The following is an 18,140-nucleotide window of genomic DNA, read 5'->3' as shown; positions in this document are numbered from 1 at the left end:
ATCTCTAACACATCGATGAAGACATTGCCCGATGCTCTTCACGACCGTGGCTGTCACGCTGGGCGCATGACCCGCCGCTCCGACCTGCTCGTCGACCTCGCCCTCCTCGCGGTCGCCGCCGTCTGGGGGGCGAGCTTCCTCGTCGCGAAGGATCTCATCGCCCTCACGGGCGTCGCCTCGGCCAACGCGCTGCGGTTCCTTGTCGCCGCCGCCGGCGCCGGCATCCTGTGCACCCTCACCCGACAGCGCCTCCCCCGGGGGCGCGGGCTCGTGATCGCGGTGGCGCTCGGGGGCACGCAGGCCGCCGTCATCGGGCTGGAGACCTGCGGCGTGAGCCTCACCTCCGCCACCAACGCGGGCCTGCTCATCAGCCTCGCCCTCGTCATGACGCCGGCACTGGAGGGCATCGCGTCGCGCGTGTGGCTGCCGCGCTCGTACTTCGTCGCCGCGGTGGCCGCCGTCGTCGGCGTCGCGCTGCTCGTCTCCGGCGACGGCATCCGCCTGCCGACCGCCGGCGACGCCCTCGTCATCGCCGCCGCGGTGGTGCGCGCCGTGCACGTGACCGCCAGCGGCCACCTCACCCGCGGGCGCCGCGACAGCTCGCTCGGCGTGGTCTTCGTGCAGCTGACGGTCGGCAGCGTCGTGTTCAGCGCGATCGCCGGGCCTTCCCTGCCGGTCGCGGTCGCGCGACTGGATGCCGCGGCCCTCGCCGACGTGCTGTTCCTCGGACTGCTGTGCTCGGTGTTCGCCTTCGCGGTGCAGCTCTGGGCGGTGCGGCGCACGTCGGCCGCACGCGCGAGCATCCTCATGGGCACCGAACCCGTCTGGGCACTCGTGGTCGGCGTCGCCATCGGCGGCGAGGCGATCGGGCCTGTCGGCGTCGCGGGGGCGGCACTCATCGTCGGCGCGAGCTACGCCGGGCAGGCGATCGAGCGTCGCCACCGCCTGGCCCGACGTGCGACGGAGCAGGCCGCGTCAGTGGAACAGGCGACGCCAGACGTTCGTGTCGGCGAGGTCGATCAGCTCGTCGCCGCGCCCCGACAGCACGGTGCGCAGCGCCCAGAGTGAGAACCCCTTCGCCTGGGCGAGCGTGATCGACGGCGGCATCGCCAGCTCCTGACGCGCCGTGACCACGTCGACGAGCACCGGCCCGTCGGTCGCGAGCGCCTGCGCGATCGCTCCGCGCAGCTCGCTGCCCTTCTCCACCCGGATGCCGGTGATGCCCATCGCCTCGGCGATCGCCGCGAAGCTCGGATTGTCGAGCCCCGTGCCGAAGTTGACGATGCCCGCCGCCTTCATCTCGAGCTCGACGAAGTTGAGCGACGAGTTGTTGAACACGACGATCTTCACGGGCAGGTCGTTCTGGCGAATCGACAGCAGATCGCCGAGGAGCATCGCCAGCCCGCCGTCGCCGGCGAGCGCGATCACCTGGCGCGAGCGGTCGACGCCCTGCACCCCGAGCGCCTGCGGCATCGCGTTGGCCATCGACCCGTGCGCGAACGAGCCGATCAGCCGGCGCTTTCCGTTCATGTGCAGGTAGCGGGCGGCCCAGATCACGGGGCTTCCGACGTCGGCGGTGAACACGGCATCCTGGTCGGCGAGCTCGTCCAGCACGCGCGCGACGTACTCCGGCCGCACCGGAGCCTTGCCGTCGTCGACGGCCAGATCGTCGAGCCGCTCACGCGTCGTGCGGTAGTGGGCGACGCTGTCGTCCAGATGCTTCGACGAGCGGTCGCCCTGCAGCAGCGGCAGCAGCGCGTTCGCGGTCTCTTTCACACCGCCGACCAATCCCACGTCGATGGGCGTGCGCCGCCCCAGCTGCTCGCCGCGGATGTCGACCTGGATCACCGTCGCCTTCGAGGGGAAGAACTGACGGTACGGAAAATCGGTGCCGAGCATGAGCAGGGTGTCGCACGACTCCATCGCCTTGTACCCCGACGAGAAGCCCAGCAGTCCCGTCATGCCGACGTCGTAGGGGTTGTCCCACTCGATGTGCTCCTTGCCGCGCAGGGCGTGGACGATCGGCGCCTGCAGCGTCTCAGCGAGGGCGAGCACCTCATCATGCGCGCCCGCGACGCCCGACCCGGCGAGGATCGTCACCTTCTTGGCATCGTTGAGCGCGGTCGCGGCGGCGGCCAGAGCGGATGCCGACGGCAGCACCGTCGAGCCGGCCGCCCGGATCGGTGCCGTCGGCCGCCGGTCGGGCGCGTCGGCGAAGAACACGTCGCCGGGCACGACGACGACCGCGACGCCGCGCTTCTCGACCGCGGTGCGCATGGCGATCTCCAGCACCCACGGCAGCTGGGCCGGATCGCTCACCAGCTCGGTGTAGACGCTGCACTCGCGGAAGAGCTCCTGGGGGTGCGTCTCCTGGAAGTAGGTGCTGCCGATCTCGGCCGACGGGATGTGCGAGGCGATCGCCAGCAGCGGCACGCGGTTGCGGTTGGCGTCGAACAGACCGTTGATGAAGTGCAGATTGCCGGGGCCGCACGAGCCCGCGACGACGGCGAGCTCGCCCGTCAGCTCCGCCTCGGCGCCGGCGGCGAAGGCGGCGGCCTCCTCGTGCCGCATGTGCATCCAGCGGATCGCGTCGTCGCCGCTGTCGCGCCGCAGCGCATCGGTGAAGGCGTTGAGCGAGTCGCCGGGAAGACCCCAGATGCGGGTGACGCCGGCGCGCTTGAGGGTGTCGATGAAGAAGTCTGCAACGTTCGCCATGGGTTCGACGCTACGCCGCTTGTGCGCGTCACGGGGTTGGACGATCGTCGAGTCCTGTTCCGTCCCGCTCAACCCCCGGTCGTTGAGCGAGGGCCACCGGCCCGAGTCGAATCGCCCCACCCTGCGAAACCCCGTTTCGACTCGCTCGCTCCGCTCACTCGCTCAACGACCGGGGAGGTTGCGGGCGCTACGGCAGCAGCTCTGTGCGCAAGAGGTCGATGAGGCCCTGCGCGGCGGCGGTCAAGGGGCGGCGACGCGACCACGCGAGCGACACCTCGAAGGCGGGAACGGCGTCGTCGAGCGACACGATGCGCACCGGCATCCGCGGGGCGGGGTCGGCGAACGGACGCCCCGAGCCCGACGAGGCCGCCAGCGCCGCGAAACGCGGCACGATCGCCAGGCCCAGTCCCTGCGGGACGTACGCGGCGGCGGTGGAAAGATCGGCGACCTCGATGAGCACACGGCGCGACACCCCGGCGTGGGCGAAGGCATCGTCGACGATGCGCCGCGACCCGTAACCCGGCGGCAGGTCCACGAAGCTCTCCCCCTCGAGCATCGCGAGGGTGATCCCCTCGGCATCCGCGAGGGGATGCGTGCCGGGCACGACGAGCACGTAGGGCGACGCGGCGACGGCCTCTCCCCGCAGGCTCGCGGGCAGCGCATCGACGACCGCGAGCAGCGCCAGGTCGATCTCGCCGCGTTCGAGCTGCGCGACCAGGCCCGACGATCCCAGCCCCGTCGCGCGCAGCTGCACCGCGACGGCGGGGTGCCGCGCGTGATAGCGGCCCAGCAGCCCCGGCACGTCGACAAGATCGACGCCCGTCATGAGCCCCATCGTGACGGCTCCTCGCAGCTCGGTCGCCGCGGAGGCGACCGCCTCGCCGATCTCGCGCATCTGCTCGAGCACCGCCTGAGCGCGCGTCAGCAACTCCTCCCCAGCACCGGTGAGTCGAATCTGCCGATGAGAACGGTCGAACAGCTCGACGCCCAGTTCACGTTCCAACTCGCGCACGGTGGTCGACACCGCCGACTGCGCGAGCAGCAGGCTGTCGGCCGCCCGCGTGAAGCTCATCTCTCGGGCAACGGCGACGAAGACGGAGAGGTGGCGCACATCCATGCCTCGATCATGCCGCGCTCCCCGACGCGACGGAAATCATCTGCGAATCAGATGATTCGCATCGCCGACGCCGTCTTCCTCGCCGTCCTTGGGCGACGGAGCATGGAGTCATGAGTATCGCCGCCGTCGCCACCGCATCTCCGTCGCCCTCCGACACGCACGTGCCGACGCCGCCCACGGGACGTCGCGCTGCCGACCGCGTCGTCGACGTGCTCATGGCGCACGGCGTGCGGTGGGTGTTCGGCGTGCCCGGGGCGAAGATCGACCCCGTCTTCGACGCGCTCGCGGCGGTGCAGGGGGTCGCCGGGGCGCCGCAGCTGATCACGTGCCGCACCGAGCAGAACGCGGTCTTCATGGCCGCTGCGGTCGGCCGGCTCACCGGCATCCCGGGTGTCGTGCTGGTCACCAGCGGCCCCGGCACCGCGAACCTTGCGACGGGGCTGCTCACCGCGACGACCGAGGGCGACCCGGTGGTGGCGATCTGCGGCGCGGTGTCGCGCACACAGCACCTGAAGCGGGCACACCAGGCGATGGATGCCGTCGGCATGCTGCAGACCGTCACGGTCTCGGCCGCCGAGGTCACCGCCGCCGACAACGTCGCCGAGGCGATCGTGAACGCGTTCCGCGCCGCGACGCGCGAACCCCGCGGCGCCGCCGCCGTGGTGCTCCCCTACGACGTGTCGACCGCGACGACGGCGATCGGCTTCCGCGATGCGATCGTGCCCGCCGTCACCGGCGGGGCGGCCTCGGCATCCGTCGATCGCGCCGCCGCGCTGCTGCGCGAGGCCCGGTTCCCCGTGATCCTCGCCGGGGCCCGCAGCGGTGATCCCCGCACCGTCGACGCCCTTCACGCGCTGCTGCGCGCCACCGGACTGCCGGTCGTGGAGACCTTCCAGGCCGCCGGCATCATCTCGCGCGAGCTCGAACACCACTACCTCGGACGTGTGGGCTTCGCCCGCAATCAGCCCGGCGACGTGCTGCTGCACCACGCCGACCTCGTGCTCACCGTCGGCTACGACCCCGTCGAGTTCGTGCCCGCGGAATGGAACGCCGGCAAGGACCGCCGCATCGTCCACATCGACACCATCCCGGCCGACATCGACAACGACTATCGACCGACGGTCGAACTCGTCGGCGATCTCGCCACGAGCCTCGTCGACCTACTCCTCGCCGTGGACGGCGCGGGCCTTCCCCTCGAGCACGATGCCGAGACCGCCCGCATCGTCGACCGTGAGCGCACCCGCCTCGCCGAGAACACCGACCTCGGCGACCCCGACCACGACGACGCGTTCGGCCTCGACCCCGTCGCGGTCGTCGCCGGCATCCGCGCCGCCCTCCCCGACGCCGCCACCGTGCTCTGCGACGTCGGTTCGAACTACCTCTACATGGCGCGCCACTTCCGCACCTACCGACCGCGCTCGCTCCTGTTCTCCAACGGGCAGCAGACCCTCGGCGTCGCCCTGCCCTGGGCCATCGCGGCCAGCCTCGCCGACGCGGGCGCGCCAGTCGTGTCCGTGTCGGGCGACGGGGGGTTCCTCTACTCCGCCGTCGAGCTGGAGACCGCCGTGCGCGTCGGGGCGAGCTTCACGCACATCGTGTTCAACGACTCCGCCTACGACATGGTCGCCTTCCAGCAGGTCGAGAAATACGGACGCACCGCGGCGGTCGAACTCGGCGCCTACGACGTGGTCGCCTTCGCTCAGTCGTTCGGCGCCCACGGCCACCGGGTCACCCGCATCGACGACCTCGTTCCGACGATCCTCGCCGCGATCGCCGAACCCGGCCCCTCGGTGATCGACGTGCCCGTCGACTACCGCGACAACCTGCGCCGCCTGGGCGGCGACCTGCTCGCCGACGTGCTGCTGTGAGCAGACTCCGGCCTCTCGGCATCCACCTTCCCTCTTCCCGAAAGGACCGCGCATGAGCGCCGAACGTCACACCCTGTTCCAGACGAGCCTCATGGCCGCGCTGCTGGACGGCATCTACGAAGACGACATGACGGTCGGCGAACTGCTCGAGCACGGCGATTTCGGCATCGGCACGTTCAACGCCCTCGACGGCGAGATGGTCGTCGTCGACGGCGTCGCCTACCGCCTGCGCGGCGACGGCACCGCCGCCGCGGCATCCGCCGACTCGGCGACGCCGTACGCGGTGGTGACCGACTTCGTGCCCACCCTCACGCGGACGCTGCCCGACGGCGTCACGCGCGCCGAGGCCTCGGCCGCAATCGATGCGATCACCGCGTCGGCCAATTACATGTACGCGCTGCGCATCACGGGGCGCTTCCGGCGCGTGACCGCCCGAACGGTCACCCGCCAGCAGAAGCCGTACCGACCGATGACCGAGGCCACCGATGACGATGCCGTGCTGCAGTTCGACGAGGTCGACGGCACGATCGTCGCCTTCCGCACCCCGCTGTACGAGCAGGGAATCGGCGTTCCCGGATGCCACGCGCACTTCATCGACGACGGACGCACGCGCGGCGGCCACGTGCTCGACTTCGTGCTGGATCACGGCACGGTCGAGCTGTGCCTGTGCACCGACCTGCACCTGCGCCTGCCGCTGACGACGGAGTTCCGCGAGGCGGCCCTCGCCCCCGACGACCTGGCCGACCAGCTCGCCAAGACCGAGCAGCACGCCGGCCGCGCCTGACCTCCTCCCCCTCCCCCTCTCCCTCTCTCCCCCTCCCGCGAGCCGCTACGAACGCGCCGATCCGCCATGATGCTGCGCGCAAGATCATGGCGGTTCGGCGAAAAGATGGCGGCTCGGCGGGGGTGAGGTGGGGCGGTGGGGAGGGTCAGCGGAAGTCGCGGGAGCGGTGGCGCACGCCGACGCGCAGGTCTTCGAAGGCGTCGGCGACGAGGTTGGTGACGCCCTCGGGCGACCGCTCGAGCATGCCGCGGGCGATGAGAGCGGGCGCATCGCGCAGCACGCGGCGATAGCGGTCCCAGACGCCTTTCGAGCAGATGACGTTGACGAGGCCGTGCTCATCTTCGAGGTTGATGAAGGTGATGCCGGATGCCGTCGCCGGCCGCTGCCGGTGCGTGACCAGGCCCGCGACCTCGACCCGGCGGCCGACCTCGTGCGTGCGGAGCTCTCGCGAGGTGAGCACGCCGCGGGCATCCAGCGGCGCGCGGTAGTGCGTGAGGGGGTGATCGTCGGTCGAGATGCCCGTGGCCCACAGGTCCGCGGCCAGCACGTCGTACGTCGAGGGGTCGCCGAACAGCGGCGGCTGAACAGCGACGAGCGAGTCGGGCAGGAACTCGGGCAGATCCTGTGCCGCGTCGCCGGCCAACCAGATGCCCTCGCGACGGCTGATGCCCATGCTCTCGAAGGCGCCCGCCGTCGCCAACGCCTCCACCTGTGCGGCGGTGGCGCCCGTCCGCCGCACGAGGTCGCGCAGGTCACGGAACGGCCCTTCGGCGTCGCGGGTGGCGACGATGCGTTCCGCGAGCCGCTCTCCCACCCCGGTGACCGCCGCAAGTCCCAGCCGCACCGCGTGGCCGGCGTCGCGACGGTGGGCGGCCGAGACGTCGGGAGCGGTGATGTCGAACAGGGGTACGGGAGGCTGGTGACGATCGGTGCAGGAGGGGATGCCGGTGGGAGCGCCGCTGCCGTCGGCATCGAGGGGCTCGAGCCCGGCATCCACCCCGGAGGCGTGCAGGTCGGGACGACGCACGACGACACCGTGGCGGCGGGCGTCGGCGGTGAGGGTCGCCGGCGAGTAGAACCCCATCGGCTGCGCACGCAGCAGAGCCGCCAAGAACGCCCCGGGGTAGTGCAGCTTCAGCCATGACGAGGCGTAGACGAGCAGCGCGAACGACAGGGAGTGGCTCTCGGCGAAGCCGAAGTTCGCGAACGCCTGGATCTTCGCGTAGATGTCGTCGGCGACGGCTCCCACCAGACCGTTGCGCGCCATGCCGTCGTAGAGCTTCTGGCGCACCGACTCGATGCGCTCGATGCCGCGCTTGGAGCCCATGGCCCGGCGCAGCACATCGGCATCCTCTCCGGTGAGGTCGCCGACGGCCATGCCCATCTGCATCAGCTGCTCTTGGAACACCGGCACCCCGAGGGTGCGCTCCAACACCGGGATGAGCTTCTCGTGCGCATACGTCGGCTCCTCCAGCCCGAGCTTGCGCCGCACGTACGGGTGCACCGCCCCGCCCTGGATGGGTCCGGGCCGGATCAGCGCGATCTCGATCACCAGGTCGTAGAACCGCCGTGGCTGCAGTCTCGGCAACAGCCCCATCTGCGCGCGCGATTCGACCTGGAACACGCCGATCGAATCCGCGCGGCACAGCATGTCGTAGACGGCCGCCTCCTCCTTCGGAATGCTCTGCAGCGTCCAGGTCTCGCCCGTCGCCTCCGCGATGAGGTCGAAGCAGTACTGCAGCGCGGCGAGCATGCCGAGTCCGAGCAGATCGAACTTCACGAGCCCCATCCAGGCGGCGTCGTCCTTGTCCCACTGGATGACGGTGCGATTCTCCATCCGCGCGTGCTCGATGGGCACCACCTCCCCCACCGGCCGCTCGGTGAGCACCATGCCCCCGGAGTGGATGCCGAGATGGCGGGGTGCCTTCAGCAGCTCACCGGCGTACGCGAGCACCCGGTCGGGGATGTCGTGCGCGCCGGCGACGGCGCCGTCCCACCGCTCCACCTGCTTCGACCAGGCGTCCTGCTGCCCGGGCGAGTGCCCGAGCGCCTTGGCCATGTCGCGCACCGCGTTCTTCGGTCGGTACTGGATGACGTTCGCGACCTGCGCCGCGCGCTCACGTCCGTACTCGTCGAAGACCCACTGGATGATCTCCTCACGCCGATCAGAGTCGAAGTCGACGTCGATGTCGGGCTCTTCCTCCCGCATCGCCGACAGGAAGCGCTCGAAGGGCAGGTTGTAGAAGATCGAATCGATCGCGGTGATGCCGAGCAGGTAACACACCGCACTGTTGGCGGCCGATCCCCGCCCCTGGCAGAGGATGCCGCGCCGACGTGCCTCGGCCACGATGCCGTGCACGATCAGGAAGTAGCCGGGGAAGTCCTTCTGCTCGATGACGCCGAGTTCCTTCTCGATGCGGGCCCGCCCGTCGCCGTCGAGGTCGGGGTACATGTGTGGCACCGCGTCCCAGACGAGCCGGCGCAGCCACGACATCGGCGTATGCCCTTCGGGGACGGGGAGCTTCGGCAGCGCGGGCTTGGCGCGGCGCAGCGGGAAGGCGAGTTCGTCGGCGAGGGCGACCGTGCGGGCGATCGCACCGGGATAGCGCCGGAACCGCCGCGTCATCTCGGCGCCCGAGCGCAGGTGTGCGCTCGCATGCGACGGCAGCCACCCGTCGAGCTCGTCCAGCCCTCGATTCGCCCGCACCGCCGCGACCGCCGCCGCCAGATGCACACGTTCGGGAACCGCGTAGTGCACGTTGTTGCTGGCCAGCACCGGAAGGCCGCGTGCGGCGGCCAGAGCGGCCAGCACATCGTTGTCGCGGGTGTCGGTGGGGGCGCCGTGGTCGATCAGCTCGACGAAGACCGCCTCGCGGCCGAACAGGCTGACGAGCCGGTCGAGCGCCGATGCGGCCGCATCCGCACCTCCGGCGGCGAGCGCCTGCCGCACGGCGCCCTTGCGGCATCCGGTGAGCACCGCCCAGTGCCCGCCGCCGCGATCGGCGAGATCATCGAGGTCGTACCAGGGACGCCCCTTCTCACCGCCGGCGAGCTGGGCATGCGTGATCGCGGCGGCGAGACGGTGATACCCCTCTTCGCCGCGGGCCAGCACGAGCAGGTGCGATCCGAGCGGATCGGCGGCGCCCGACCGGGCGGGGCTCGGTGCACTCAGCAATCCGGCCGGCGGCGCCCCCAGGTCCGCACGGCCACCCGCACCGCCACCCGCGCCGTCGCCGAGCGTCAACTCCGCGCCGAAGACGGTCTTCAGCTGCAGCTGCTCCGCCGCCTCGGCGAAGCGGGCGATGCCGTAGAACCCGTCGTGGTCGGTGATCGCGAGGGCGTGCAGTCCCAATCGCTCCGCCTCCTCGGCGAGCTCGGCCGGCGACGACGCCCCGTCGAGAAAGGAGAACGACGAGTGCGCGTGCAACTCGGCGTAGGGAACGGCATCCGCGGGGCGTTCGATCGGGGGCGGCTCGTACTTTCCGCGCTTGCGCGAGAAAGCCGGGCCGTCGCCGCCGTCGGGTTGTTTGTCGCCGCCGATGTCGGGAGAGCCCAGCAGCCGCGCCATCTCCGACCAGCGCACCGACGGATTGTTGAAGCCCATCAGTCGTACCTCCCCTCGATCTGCCAGACGCCCTCCTCGCACACCAGCAGCCATGCCCCCTGGGCATCGTCGACCATCTGGAAGCGATGCGCTCGTCGCGCTCGGGCGGGATCCCACTCGCGTTCGATGACCGGCCACGGCCCGGCCCAGGTGCGGATGCCGCGGCGTCTGCCCCCGAGCTCGATCACGGTCGGCATCGCCGTGGGCTCGCCCCGCGCATCGACCGCGATCATGTCGCCGTCGTCGTCGAGCACCGCCACCGGCACGCCCTCGGCGAACACCGCCGAGGGCAGCGGATCGGGAAGGCTCCCCGGCCAGGGCCGCTCGCCGGCCTGCAGGTCGCCCGCGACATCGCCCCACGGCACGAGGCGCTGCCGCTCGCTCAGCCAGCGCCCTCCGCCGACCGCCGGGGTCAGCACGCCCTGATGGCCGAGCATCGCCTGTACGCGGGAGAGTGCGCGGTGCACGCGCTCCTCGGGTCCCGACCCGAACAGACGTGCGGTGTGGTGGGCGGCGGCATCCACCGCCTCGGGCTCGATCCGCACACGACCCACGGCACTACGCAGCTGTCCGGGCAGGTGATTCGGCAGCGCACCGTTCTTTCCCCCGCCCGGGCTCTGCTCGGCGAGCTGCCAGCGCACCCGGTCGACGACGGCTGCCGCATCGAAAGCCCCCGGGTGCAGCCAGACCCGTTCACTGCGCTCGCCGCGATCACCGGTCAGCACGACACGCAGCTCGGTGCAGACCAGCCCTTGCGCACCCAGACGGGAGACGAACTCCGCGGCGGGAACCCGCAGGGCGAAGGCGATCTGATCGGCGGTCTCCACGGGCGGCTCGAACGCCACCTCGCGGTGCAGTTCGGGCGGCGGTGTGCGGGCGGTGACCGGTCGGGGATCGCGGCCGGAGGACAGCGCGTACAACCACTGGCCACGGGTGCCGAAGCGCTCCACCAGACGGTCGGCGCCCAGCGCGGCGACCTCCCCCACCGTCTGCACCCCGAGCCGGCCGAACAGCGAGGCCAGCTCCTCATCGAGCACGACGACCGGCAAGGGGGCGAGGAAGTCCGCCGCGGTGCCGGCGGGCACGATCCGCACCGGATCCTCGCGGCGGGTGCCGGAGCGCGCCGCCTGTTCGGCCGTGAAGGTGCCGTCGGCGATGCCCACGCGCACGTCGTCGATGCCCAGCGCGGCGATCGCTCCGGCCAGCACGGTGGCGGCGGCCGCCTCGCCGCCGAAGTAGCGCGCCGGCCCCCGGGCGCGCAGCGCGCACAGTCCGGGCTGCATCACCTGCACGTTCGGCGCGACCTCTTCGATCGCCGCGATCAGAGGGGCGAACGCGCGGTGATCGCGCACGGCGTCGGCATCCACCACGGCCAGCTGCGGGCAGCGCGCCTGGGCATCGCGGCGGCGCATGCGCCGTCGCACACCCGCGGCGCGCGCCGCGGCCGAGCAGGCGACGACCGCCCCCTTCTCGAACACGGCGATCGGCTCCGCGGCGTCGAGGGGGTCGTCGCCGTCGCGGGTGGTCGCCACGATCGGCCAGTCGGGCACCCAGACCACCAGGCTCCGCGGCGGGGTGCCCGCAGGGAGGACAGTCATCTCATACCGCCCGTCGCATCGGCACGGGTTCGGGCAGGCGCGTGCGGGTGGGCTGCGATTCGCCGCCCAGGCGGCCCCGGTCGTCGGGCAGCATCAGGCGCCGTGAGCGCGGCACCGGCGCCCGGCGGCTGGTCACGGTGACCGTGAGCTCACGGCCCGACAGGATGCCGTGCCCTGCGCCGAGGCCCGACCACGACGGATCGGACACATCGATCATGGCCTCCGTCTGCGGCCACGGCCCCTGGACGAGCAGCACCGCCTCGCGCTCGCGCATGCGGGCGGCCAGCCGGGCCACCTCGCTGTCCTTCGCCCGCGACGGCGGGCGCACCGCGACCACCGACAGCACGTCGGCGAGGGTCGAGGTGACGGCCAACCACCGCTCTCCGGGGTCGGGCACCAGCACGAGCCGCGACAGGTCGACCCCGGCAGCGCGGGCCGCTTCGACGCCCACGTGCGGCATGCCGACGACGGCGCACCACGACCCGGCCTGCGAGGGCTCTGCGAGCAGGGCGAACAGCAGCGCCATCGACCGTCCGAGCGCGTAGGCTCCCCCTGTTCGCAGTCCGCCGCCGGGCAGCAGCTCCGCCAGCGCCGGGGCGACGGGGAGCACGGGCGTGTCGAGGCGACGCCCCTGCATACGCTCCATCTGAGCGCGCAGGGTGCTCACGGTGCCCGCGACATCCGCGGCAGCAACGGTCCCCACGATCGGCCTCACTTCGACAGATTAGAACATGTATTCGAGTACTTCAATGTGCTTTCCTCGAAGATAGGAACGGGTTCGGACATTGCGCGCCGGCGCGCACATCTGCCCGAAACATGCGGCTGATAGGACGGACGGCATGACCGGATCACTCACCCTCACCGGCGCCGCCCGCATCGTGGAACGCTTCGACGACCCCGCCCGCGACCGCGGCGGCGACCTCGTGATCCGAGGCGGACGGGTCACCACCGCGGCATCCGCACCGTCACCGGACGAAAGCGTCGACACCCTCGACGCGGACGGCGGCATCGTCACCCCCGGCCTCGTCAACGCGCATCACCACCTGCTGCAGTCGGGCTTTCGCACCCTTCCCGGCACCCGCGGCGTGCCGATGCGCGAGTGGCTGCCGGCCATGGCCGCCGCCTACGCCGACGCCCGCATCAATGCGTCCCTGGTCGGTGCGACCGCCGGGGTCGGCGTGGCCGAGTCGCTGCTGAGCGGGGTGACGACGGTCGCCGACCATCAGCTCAACTGGCCCGACCCGGCGCGCAGCGACGACCCCGTCGGCGACACCGTGGCCATCGCGCGGGCGATCGCCGATGCCGCCGCGGCACTCGGCGCCCGGCTCGTGTTCGTCCGCGGCTCGGCGCGCGACGCGCCGGATGCCGCGGCGGCGAGCGCAGACGCCATCGTGCGCGCCCTGCTCCCCGAGGGTGCGGCATCCTCTCCGGGCGGCACGAGCGCCGACGGCATGCTGCAGCTCGCCGTCGGTCCCGCCGGCGTGCACTCCGACAGCGAGGAGACCTTCCGCGCGTTGGGCGACGTCGCCCGACGCCACGGGCTGCGCCGGCGCACCCAGGCGAACGAGCAGGTCGACACCGAGATCGCCCTGGCCCGCTACGGCCGGCGCCCCCTGGACCTCCTCGAGGAATGGGGCTGGCTCGAGCCGGGGGTGACGATCGCGCACCTGTGCGACGTCACCGACGACGAGATCGTGCGACTCGCCGCCGCCGGCATCACCGCGACCCACGCTCCGGGCTGCGACGTGCCGATGGGCTGGGGCATCGCTCCGGTGCGCCGCCTGCAGGAGGCCGGCATCACGGTGGGACTGGGCACCTCCGGCGGCGGCTCCAACGACGCCGGGCACCTGCTCGCCGATGCGCGTCTGGCGATGCAGGTGTCGGGCATGGTCGGCACCGCCCTCCCGGCCCGTGACGTGCTCGCCATGGCCACCTCGGGTGGCGCGAGCGGCCTCGGACGCGCCGACCTCGGCATTCTGACTCCGGGAGCGGCGGGCGATCTCTGCGTCTGGGATGTCTCCGGGGTCGCCGACGCCGGAGTGGCCGACCCGGTCGCGGGCCTGCTCTGGGCCCATCCGGGACGCCGCCCTCGCCATGTCGTGGTCGCGGGACGCGTCGTCGTCCGCGACTACCGGCTGGTCACCGCCGACGAAGACGCCCTCACCGGGGCCCTCCGGGAGCGCGTCGGCCGGTGAGCGTCGCGGCGCCGTTCCGGCATCGCGTCAGGCGTCGAGCACGATCCGCGGGCACGCTGCGCGCGAGACGCACACCATCATGACCGCGCTCTGCTCGCGCTCGAGCGGCGTGAGCACGGAGTCGCGGTGCTCGATCTCGCCCTCCAGGACGGGCACCTCGCAGGTGCCGCACGTCCCGCGACGGCAGCTGGAGAGCACCATCGTCGTGGGGCTCTGCTCCTCGATCGCCTCCAGCACCGACTGCCCGGGCTGCACGGTCACGATGTCGCCCGACAGGGCGAGCTCGACCTCGAACGGGTCCGGCCAGACGGGCTCGCCGTACTCGATCGCCTCGAACCGCTCGACGTGCAGCGCTGCGGCGCGGCCGGCGGCTTCGAAACCGTCCTCGAGGGCGGCGATCAGCCGGGCGGGTCCGCACGCGTAGACCGGACCGCCGTCACCCGCGGCATCCACCAGCCCGGCCACATCCAGACGTGCCCCGCTGTCGGCGGGGTACAGACGCACCCGCCCCGCGCCGCCGTCGAGCGCGCGCAGCTCGTCGACGAATGCCATCGTCGACAGCGACCGTCCGGCGTAGTCGAGGGTCCACTCCGCTCCGGCCCGCGCCGCCGCCCGGACCATGCCGAGAAGCGGCGTGATCCCGATGCCCCCGGCGACGAAGCGGTGGGTGACGGCGGGAACGATCTCGTACGCGAAGTGGTTGCGCGGTCCGCGCACGCGCAGGCGCTGCCCCACCTGCACCTCCTCGTGCACCCGCACCGATCCGCCCCGTCCCTCGTCTTCGCGCAGCACCGCGACCCGCCAGGTGGAGCGGTCGGCCGCGTCGCCGCAGAGCGAGTACTGCCGTTCGACGCGCTCGGCCGCGGGCACGCGCGCGTCGGAGAAGATCAGATCGACGTGCGACCCCGGCTCCCAGACCGGCAGATCGCGACCGTTGTGCGCGACGAGGTCCAGCGCCACGATCCCATCGGCCAGCACGGTGCGGGCGGCGACCACGAGGTCGCGTTCGACGTCACTGAAGTAGCTCATGGCTCCCACTCTCTCCGCTCGCGCAACGCCCCCGTGCGCGAGGGCGGCGACCGGCCGCACTCTTCGCGCGGATTTAACACGGCCGCAATCCCGACAGGCCTGGCAGGAAACACGTCGAGCGTTTACTGATTCTCACCCGATGTTGGCCATACCAACAACACCGCACGACACCGCAGACCCCGAGGAGGACGATCAGATGGACGCCGAACTCCTGCAGCCGGGCCAGCGCATCGCCGCCCTGACCGGCCTCACTGCCTGCGGCGAGATCGGCGACCGCCTGGCCTTCTCGGGCGGCGTCGTGGTCGACGCCGATGCGTCCCAGCTCGCGGGCGGCGCCGGCGGCGAGACGGTCGATGCGACGGGCTGGATCGCCCTGCCGCCCCTGGCGGATCTGCACGCCCACCTCGACAAGGGCTACACCTGGACCTCGTTCGGCCAGCCCGAGGGATCGCTCGACGACGCGATCGCGTGCTGGATCGACCACGGCGAGCACCACTCCTCCGACGACATCAAGACCGGCGCCCGGCGGCACCTGGTGGCCGCGCTGCACGCCGGTGTCACGGCCGTGCGCTCGCACACGAACTACCACCTGGGCGACGACCCCCTCCGCGGAGTGCGCGCCCTCATCGAGCTGCGCGACGAGTTCGCCGGCATCGTCGACCTGCAGATCGTCGCCAGCCCCGGCGCGTCCGACGGCCCCGACGACCTCGGACGCGCCGCGGTGGCCCTCGGCATCGACCTCATCGGCGGTTTTCCCCACCTCGCCGAGGACCCCCGCGCCGATCTGGAGCGCAACGCCGCCTTCGCCGAAGAGTTCGGCCTCGGCATGGACCTGCACACCGACGAGACGCTCGACGCGGCATCCACGGGTCTCGCCGAGCTCGCCGCCCGCACGCGGCACTGGCCTGCCGGCGTGATCCGCTCGGCGGGGCACTGCGTGAGCCTGTCCATGCAGGATGCCGAGACCCGCGCCCGCACCCTCGCCGCCGTCGCCGAGGCCGGCGTCTCGATCATCACCAACCCGCTGACCAACCTCTACCTGCAGGGCTGGCAGCACCCGGTCGCGACGCCCCGCGGCATCCCGCCGCTGCGCGAGATCCTCGCCGCCGGCATCACGCTGGCCGCCGGCGGCGACAACGTGCAGGACCCGTTCAACCCGCTCGGCAACGCCGACATGGTCGATGTCGCCTCCGAGCTCGTCGTCGCCGGTCACCTCACGCCCGCCGAAGCCTGGCACGTCAGCTCGCACGGCGGCCGCGCCGCATTCGGACTGCCCCCGGCGCGAGGACGCGTCGGCGACGTCGCCGACGTCGTGCTCGTACGCGCCGCGCACACCGCCGAGGCCCTCGCCGAGCGCGCGCCCGACCGCATCGTCATCCGCGACGGGCGCGTGATCGCCGTCCGCCGCCGCGTGGTCAGCAGCGTGCTCGACCTGCGCGCCGTGCCGACTCCGCCCTCCGCCCCGACCTCCGAGGGAGCACTGCTATGAGCACCACCATCGACTCGACCGCCGCCCCGTCCACCGCCGCGACAGCGGTGGACGCCACCACCGCGCCGACGCTCGCCTTCACCGACGTCGCCAAGGTCTTCGCCACCGGGACGCGCGCCCTGGAGGGCGTGTCGATCGACGTCCGTCCCGGCGAGTTCGTGTCGGTGGTCGGCCCCTCCGGCTGCGGAAAGTCGACCCTGCTGCGCCTGGCCGCCGGCCTCGACGACGCCACCGAGGGCGTGGTCGACGTCCGCGCCGACACGACGAGCTTCGTCTTCCAGGAGGCGACCCTGCTCGAGTGGCGGACGGCCCAGCGCAACGTCGAGCTGGTCGGCGAGCTCGCCGGTGTCGGGGCGGCCGAGCGCCGCCGTCGCGCCGCGGAGGCCCTCGATCTGGTCGGCCTGAAGGGCTTCGAGAACCAGCACCCGCGGGCGCTGTCCGGCGGCATGCGCATGCGCGTCTCGATCGCGCGCGCGCTGGTCGCCGAGCCGCAACTCGCCCTGTTCGACGAGCCGTTCGGCGCCCTCGACGAGATCACCCGTCTGAAGATGCAGACCGAGCTGCAACGCCTGTTCCAGCTCAAAGGGTTCGCCGCGATGTTCATCACGCACTCGATCTCCGAAGCCGTCTACCTCTCCAGCCGCGTGCTCGTGATGAGCGGTCGCCCCGGCCGCATCGTCGACGACATCGAGCTGCCCTGGTCCTACCCCCGATCCCCCGAGTTGCGCTACGAACCCGAGTTCGGACGCATCGTCGGACACCTCTCGCACGCTTTGGAGGCGCACTCGTGAGCCAGAACCTCGCCCTGAAGGCCCCGGCCTCGCTCGCCGACACGTCCGCGTCCGGCTCGCCCGCTTCATCGGCGGCGGATGCCGCGGCATCCGCCGAGACGACGACCGCCTCGATGGCCGCCCGTCGCCCCCGCGCCCGCAGCGCCGGGTCGGTCGCCCGCGGCGCCTGGTCGCGGGCCATGCCGATCGTCGCGGCGCTGATCGGCATCATCGCGATCTGGTACGCGGTGTCGTACCTGCTGCTCAGCGAGAGCCGCCGCTTCCTGCTGCCACCTCCCCACCAGGTGCTGGCCGAGACGATCGGCAACGACAAGGTGATCGGCCCGATGATCGCCGCACTCGGTCAGACCATCACGGTCGCCCTCATCGGCCTCGCGATCGCCGTCCTCATCGGCATGGGGTGGGCGATCGTCATGTCGCAGTGGACCCTCGCCGAGAAGATCCTCTACCCGTACGCCGTGATCCTGCAGACGATCCCGATCCTCGCGCTCACGCCGCTGATCGGCATCTGGATGGGCTACGGGCTTCCCGCCCGCATCGTGGTCTGCGTCATCATCGCGGTGTTCCCGATGATCTCCAACACGCTGTTCGGCCTGCAGTCGGCCACGCCCGCCGCCCACGACCTGTTCACGCTGCAGAAGGCCACGAAGTGGCAGCGGATGACGAAGCTCATGCTGCCCGCGGCCATCCCGTCGATCTTCACGGGCCTGCGCCAATCGGCCGGCCTCGCCGTCATCGGCGCCATCGTCGGAGACTTCTTCTTCCAGCAGGGCAGCCAGGGCATCGGTGGGCTGCTGCGCACCTACACGCTGCGCCTGAACATGGAGCCGCTGTTCCTCGCGATCATCTTCACGGCTCTGTTCGGTGTGATCGTCTTCTCGATCTTCGCCGCGCTGGACCGCGTCGTCGTCGGTCGGCTGTTCGGCGTCGCCACGCGCTGACGCACCTCT

Annotated in this window: 13 protein-coding genes; 7 read left to right on the top strand and 6 right to left on the bottom strand. The window is 71.9% G+C overall.

Going from position 1 to position 18,140, the window contains the following annotated elements:
• The first annotated feature begins 66 nt into the window (after positions 1-66).
• Complete coding sequence (locus CEP17_RS01580) at positions 67-1,068, top strand: DMT family transporter (protein WP_112931005.1); 1,002 nt, start codon at positions 67-69, stop codon at positions 1,066-1,068.
• Here CEP17_RS01580 and poxB read toward each other — a convergent pair.
• Together poxB and CEP17_RS01570 are read right to left on the bottom strand one after the other, a co-directional pair.
• Entirely contained in the window at positions 976-2,715 is a 1,740-nt protein-coding gene (gene poxB / locus CEP17_RS01575; protein ID WP_112931004.1) for a ubiquinone-dependent pyruvate dehydrogenase, read from the bottom strand. The two genes, CEP17_RS01580 and poxB, sit on opposite strands and share 93 nt — an antisense overlap.
• A 187-nt stretch (positions 2,716-2,902) precedes the next feature.
• The gene (locus CEP17_RS01570; protein ID WP_239498561.1) at positions 2,903-3,832 is read right to left on the bottom strand and encodes a LysR family transcriptional regulator; all 930 of its coding nucleotides are present in this window, start codon (positions 3,830-3,832) and stop codon (positions 2,903-2,905) included.
• A 110-nt stretch (positions 3,833-3,942) separates the two neighbouring features.
• On the opposite strand from CEP17_RS01570, the gene alsS reads away from it, so the two are divergent.
• On the top strand, positions 3,943-5,700 hold the full coding sequence (gene alsS, locus CEP17_RS01565) for an acetolactate synthase AlsS (protein ID WP_112931003.1): 1,758 nt from the start codon (positions 3,943-3,945) through the stop codon (positions 5,698-5,700).
• A 52-nt stretch (positions 5,701-5,752) separates the two neighbouring features.
• The gene (gene budA / locus CEP17_RS01560; protein WP_112931002.1) at positions 5,753-6,484 is read left to right on the top strand and encodes an acetolactate decarboxylase; all 732 of its coding nucleotides are present in this window, start codon (positions 5,753-5,755) and stop codon (positions 6,482-6,484) included.
• A gap of 145 nt (positions 6,485-6,629) precedes the next feature.
• On the opposite strand, the gene CEP17_RS01555 is transcribed toward budA, so the two are convergent.
• Genes CEP17_RS01555 through CEP17_RS01545 form a run of 3 tightly spaced genes read right to left on the bottom strand, consistent with a single transcriptional unit; the run spans position 6,630 to position 12,389 of the window.
• Positions 6,630-10,088, bottom strand: a complete 3,459-nt coding sequence (locus tag CEP17_RS01555; protein ID WP_112931001.1) for an error-prone DNA polymerase — start codon at positions 10,086-10,088, stop codon at positions 6,630-6,632.
• Positions 10,088-11,686, bottom strand: coding sequence for a DNA polymerase Y family protein (locus tag CEP17_RS01550; protein ID WP_112931000.1), 1,599 nt, complete (start codon positions 11,684-11,686; stop codon positions 10,088-10,090). Before CEP17_RS01550 ends, CEP17_RS01555 begins: the two co-directional genes overlap by 1 nt.
• Before the next feature lies 1 nt (position 11,687).
• Entirely contained in the window at positions 11,688-12,389 is a 702-nt protein-coding gene (locus CEP17_RS01545; protein WP_036316531.1) for a hypothetical protein, read from the bottom strand.
• 136 nt (positions 12,390-12,525) lie between these two features.
• Here CEP17_RS01545 and CEP17_RS01540 point away from each other — a divergent pair, with 136 nt between their 5' ends.
• On the top strand, positions 12,526-13,881 hold the full coding sequence (locus CEP17_RS01540) for an amidohydrolase family protein (protein ID WP_112930999.1): 1,356 nt from the start codon (positions 12,526-12,528) through the stop codon (positions 13,879-13,881).
• Positions 13,882-13,908: 27 nt separating this feature from the next.
• On the opposite strand, the gene CEP17_RS01535 is transcribed toward CEP17_RS01540, so the two are convergent.
• Complete coding sequence (locus tag CEP17_RS01535) at positions 13,909-14,910, bottom strand: PDR/VanB family oxidoreductase (protein WP_112930998.1); 1,002 nt, start codon at positions 14,908-14,910, stop codon at positions 13,909-13,911.
• 196 nt (positions 14,911-15,106) lie between these two features.
• Here CEP17_RS01535 and CEP17_RS01530 point away from each other — a divergent pair, with 196 nt between their 5' ends.
• The 3 genes from CEP17_RS01530 to CEP17_RS01520 are packed head-to-tail and all read left to right on the top strand — an operon-like array spanning position 15,107 to position 18,131.
• The gene (locus CEP17_RS01530) at positions 15,107-16,399 is read left to right on the top strand and encodes an amidohydrolase family protein (RefSeq protein WP_112930997.1); all 1,293 of its coding nucleotides are present in this window, start codon (positions 15,107-15,109) and stop codon (positions 16,397-16,399) included.
• Positions 16,396-17,190: an ABC transporter ATP-binding protein gene (locus CEP17_RS01525; RefSeq protein ID WP_112930996.1), complete on the top strand. Its 795-nt coding sequence runs from the start codon at positions 16,396-16,398 to the stop codon at positions 17,188-17,190. Before CEP17_RS01530 ends, CEP17_RS01525 begins: the two co-directional genes overlap by 4 nt.
• Positions 17,187-18,131, top strand: coding sequence for an ABC transporter permease (locus CEP17_RS01520; protein WP_112930995.1), 945 nt, complete (start codon positions 17,187-17,189; stop codon positions 18,129-18,131). Before CEP17_RS01525 ends, CEP17_RS01520 begins: the two co-directional genes overlap by 4 nt.
• Positions 18,132-18,140: the final 9 nt, after the last annotated feature.

The sequence above is a fragment of the Microbacterium sp. PM5 genome, from assembly GCF_003293595.1.
Lineage (GTDB): Bacteria > Actinomycetota > Actinomycetes > Actinomycetales > Microbacteriaceae > Microbacterium.
This window is presented reverse-complemented; position numbering and strand designations above follow the sequence as displayed.

Bases quoted from the DNA above. Each gene is read 5' to 3' on its own strand.
- CEP17_RS01525 (WP_112930996.1), top strand. From the start codon at position 16,396: ATGAGCACCACCATCGACTCGACCGCCGCCCCGTCCACCGCCGCGACA.
- CEP17_RS01540 (WP_112930999.1), top strand. From the start codon at position 12,526: ATGACCGGATCACTCACCCTCACCGGCGCCGCCCGCATCGTGGAACGC.
- CEP17_RS01550 (WP_112931000.1), bottom strand. From the start codon at position 11,686: ATGACTGTCCTCCCTGCGGGCACCCCGCCGCGGAGCCTGGTGGTCTGG.
- CEP17_RS01555 (WP_112931001.1), bottom strand. From the start codon at position 10,088: ATGGGCTTCAACAATCCGTCGGTGCGCTGGTCGGAGATGGCGCGGCTG.
- CEP17_RS01570 (WP_239498561.1), bottom strand. From the start codon at position 3,832: ATGGATGTGCGCCACCTCTCCGTCTTCGTCGCCGTTGCCCGAGAGATG.
- CEP17_RS01535 (WP_112930998.1), bottom strand. From the start codon at position 14,910: ATGAGCTACTTCAGTGACGTCGAACGCGACCTCGTGGTCGCCGCCCGC.
- CEP17_RS01530 (WP_112930997.1), top strand. From the start codon at position 15,107: ATGGACGCCGAACTCCTGCAGCCGGGCCAGCGCATCGCCGCCCTGACC.
- alsS (WP_112931003.1), top strand. From the start codon at position 3,943: ATGAGTATCGCCGCCGTCGCCACCGCATCTCCGTCGCCCTCCGACACG.
- poxB (WP_112931004.1), bottom strand. From the start codon at position 2,715: ATGGCGAACGTTGCAGACTTCTTCATCGACACCCTCAAGCGCGCCGGC.
- budA (WP_112931002.1), top strand. From the start codon at position 5,753: ATGAGCGCCGAACGTCACACCCTGTTCCAGACGAGCCTCATGGCCGCG.
- CEP17_RS01580 (WP_112931005.1), top strand. From the start codon at position 67: ATGACCCGCCGCTCCGACCTGCTCGTCGACCTCGCCCTCCTCGCGGTC.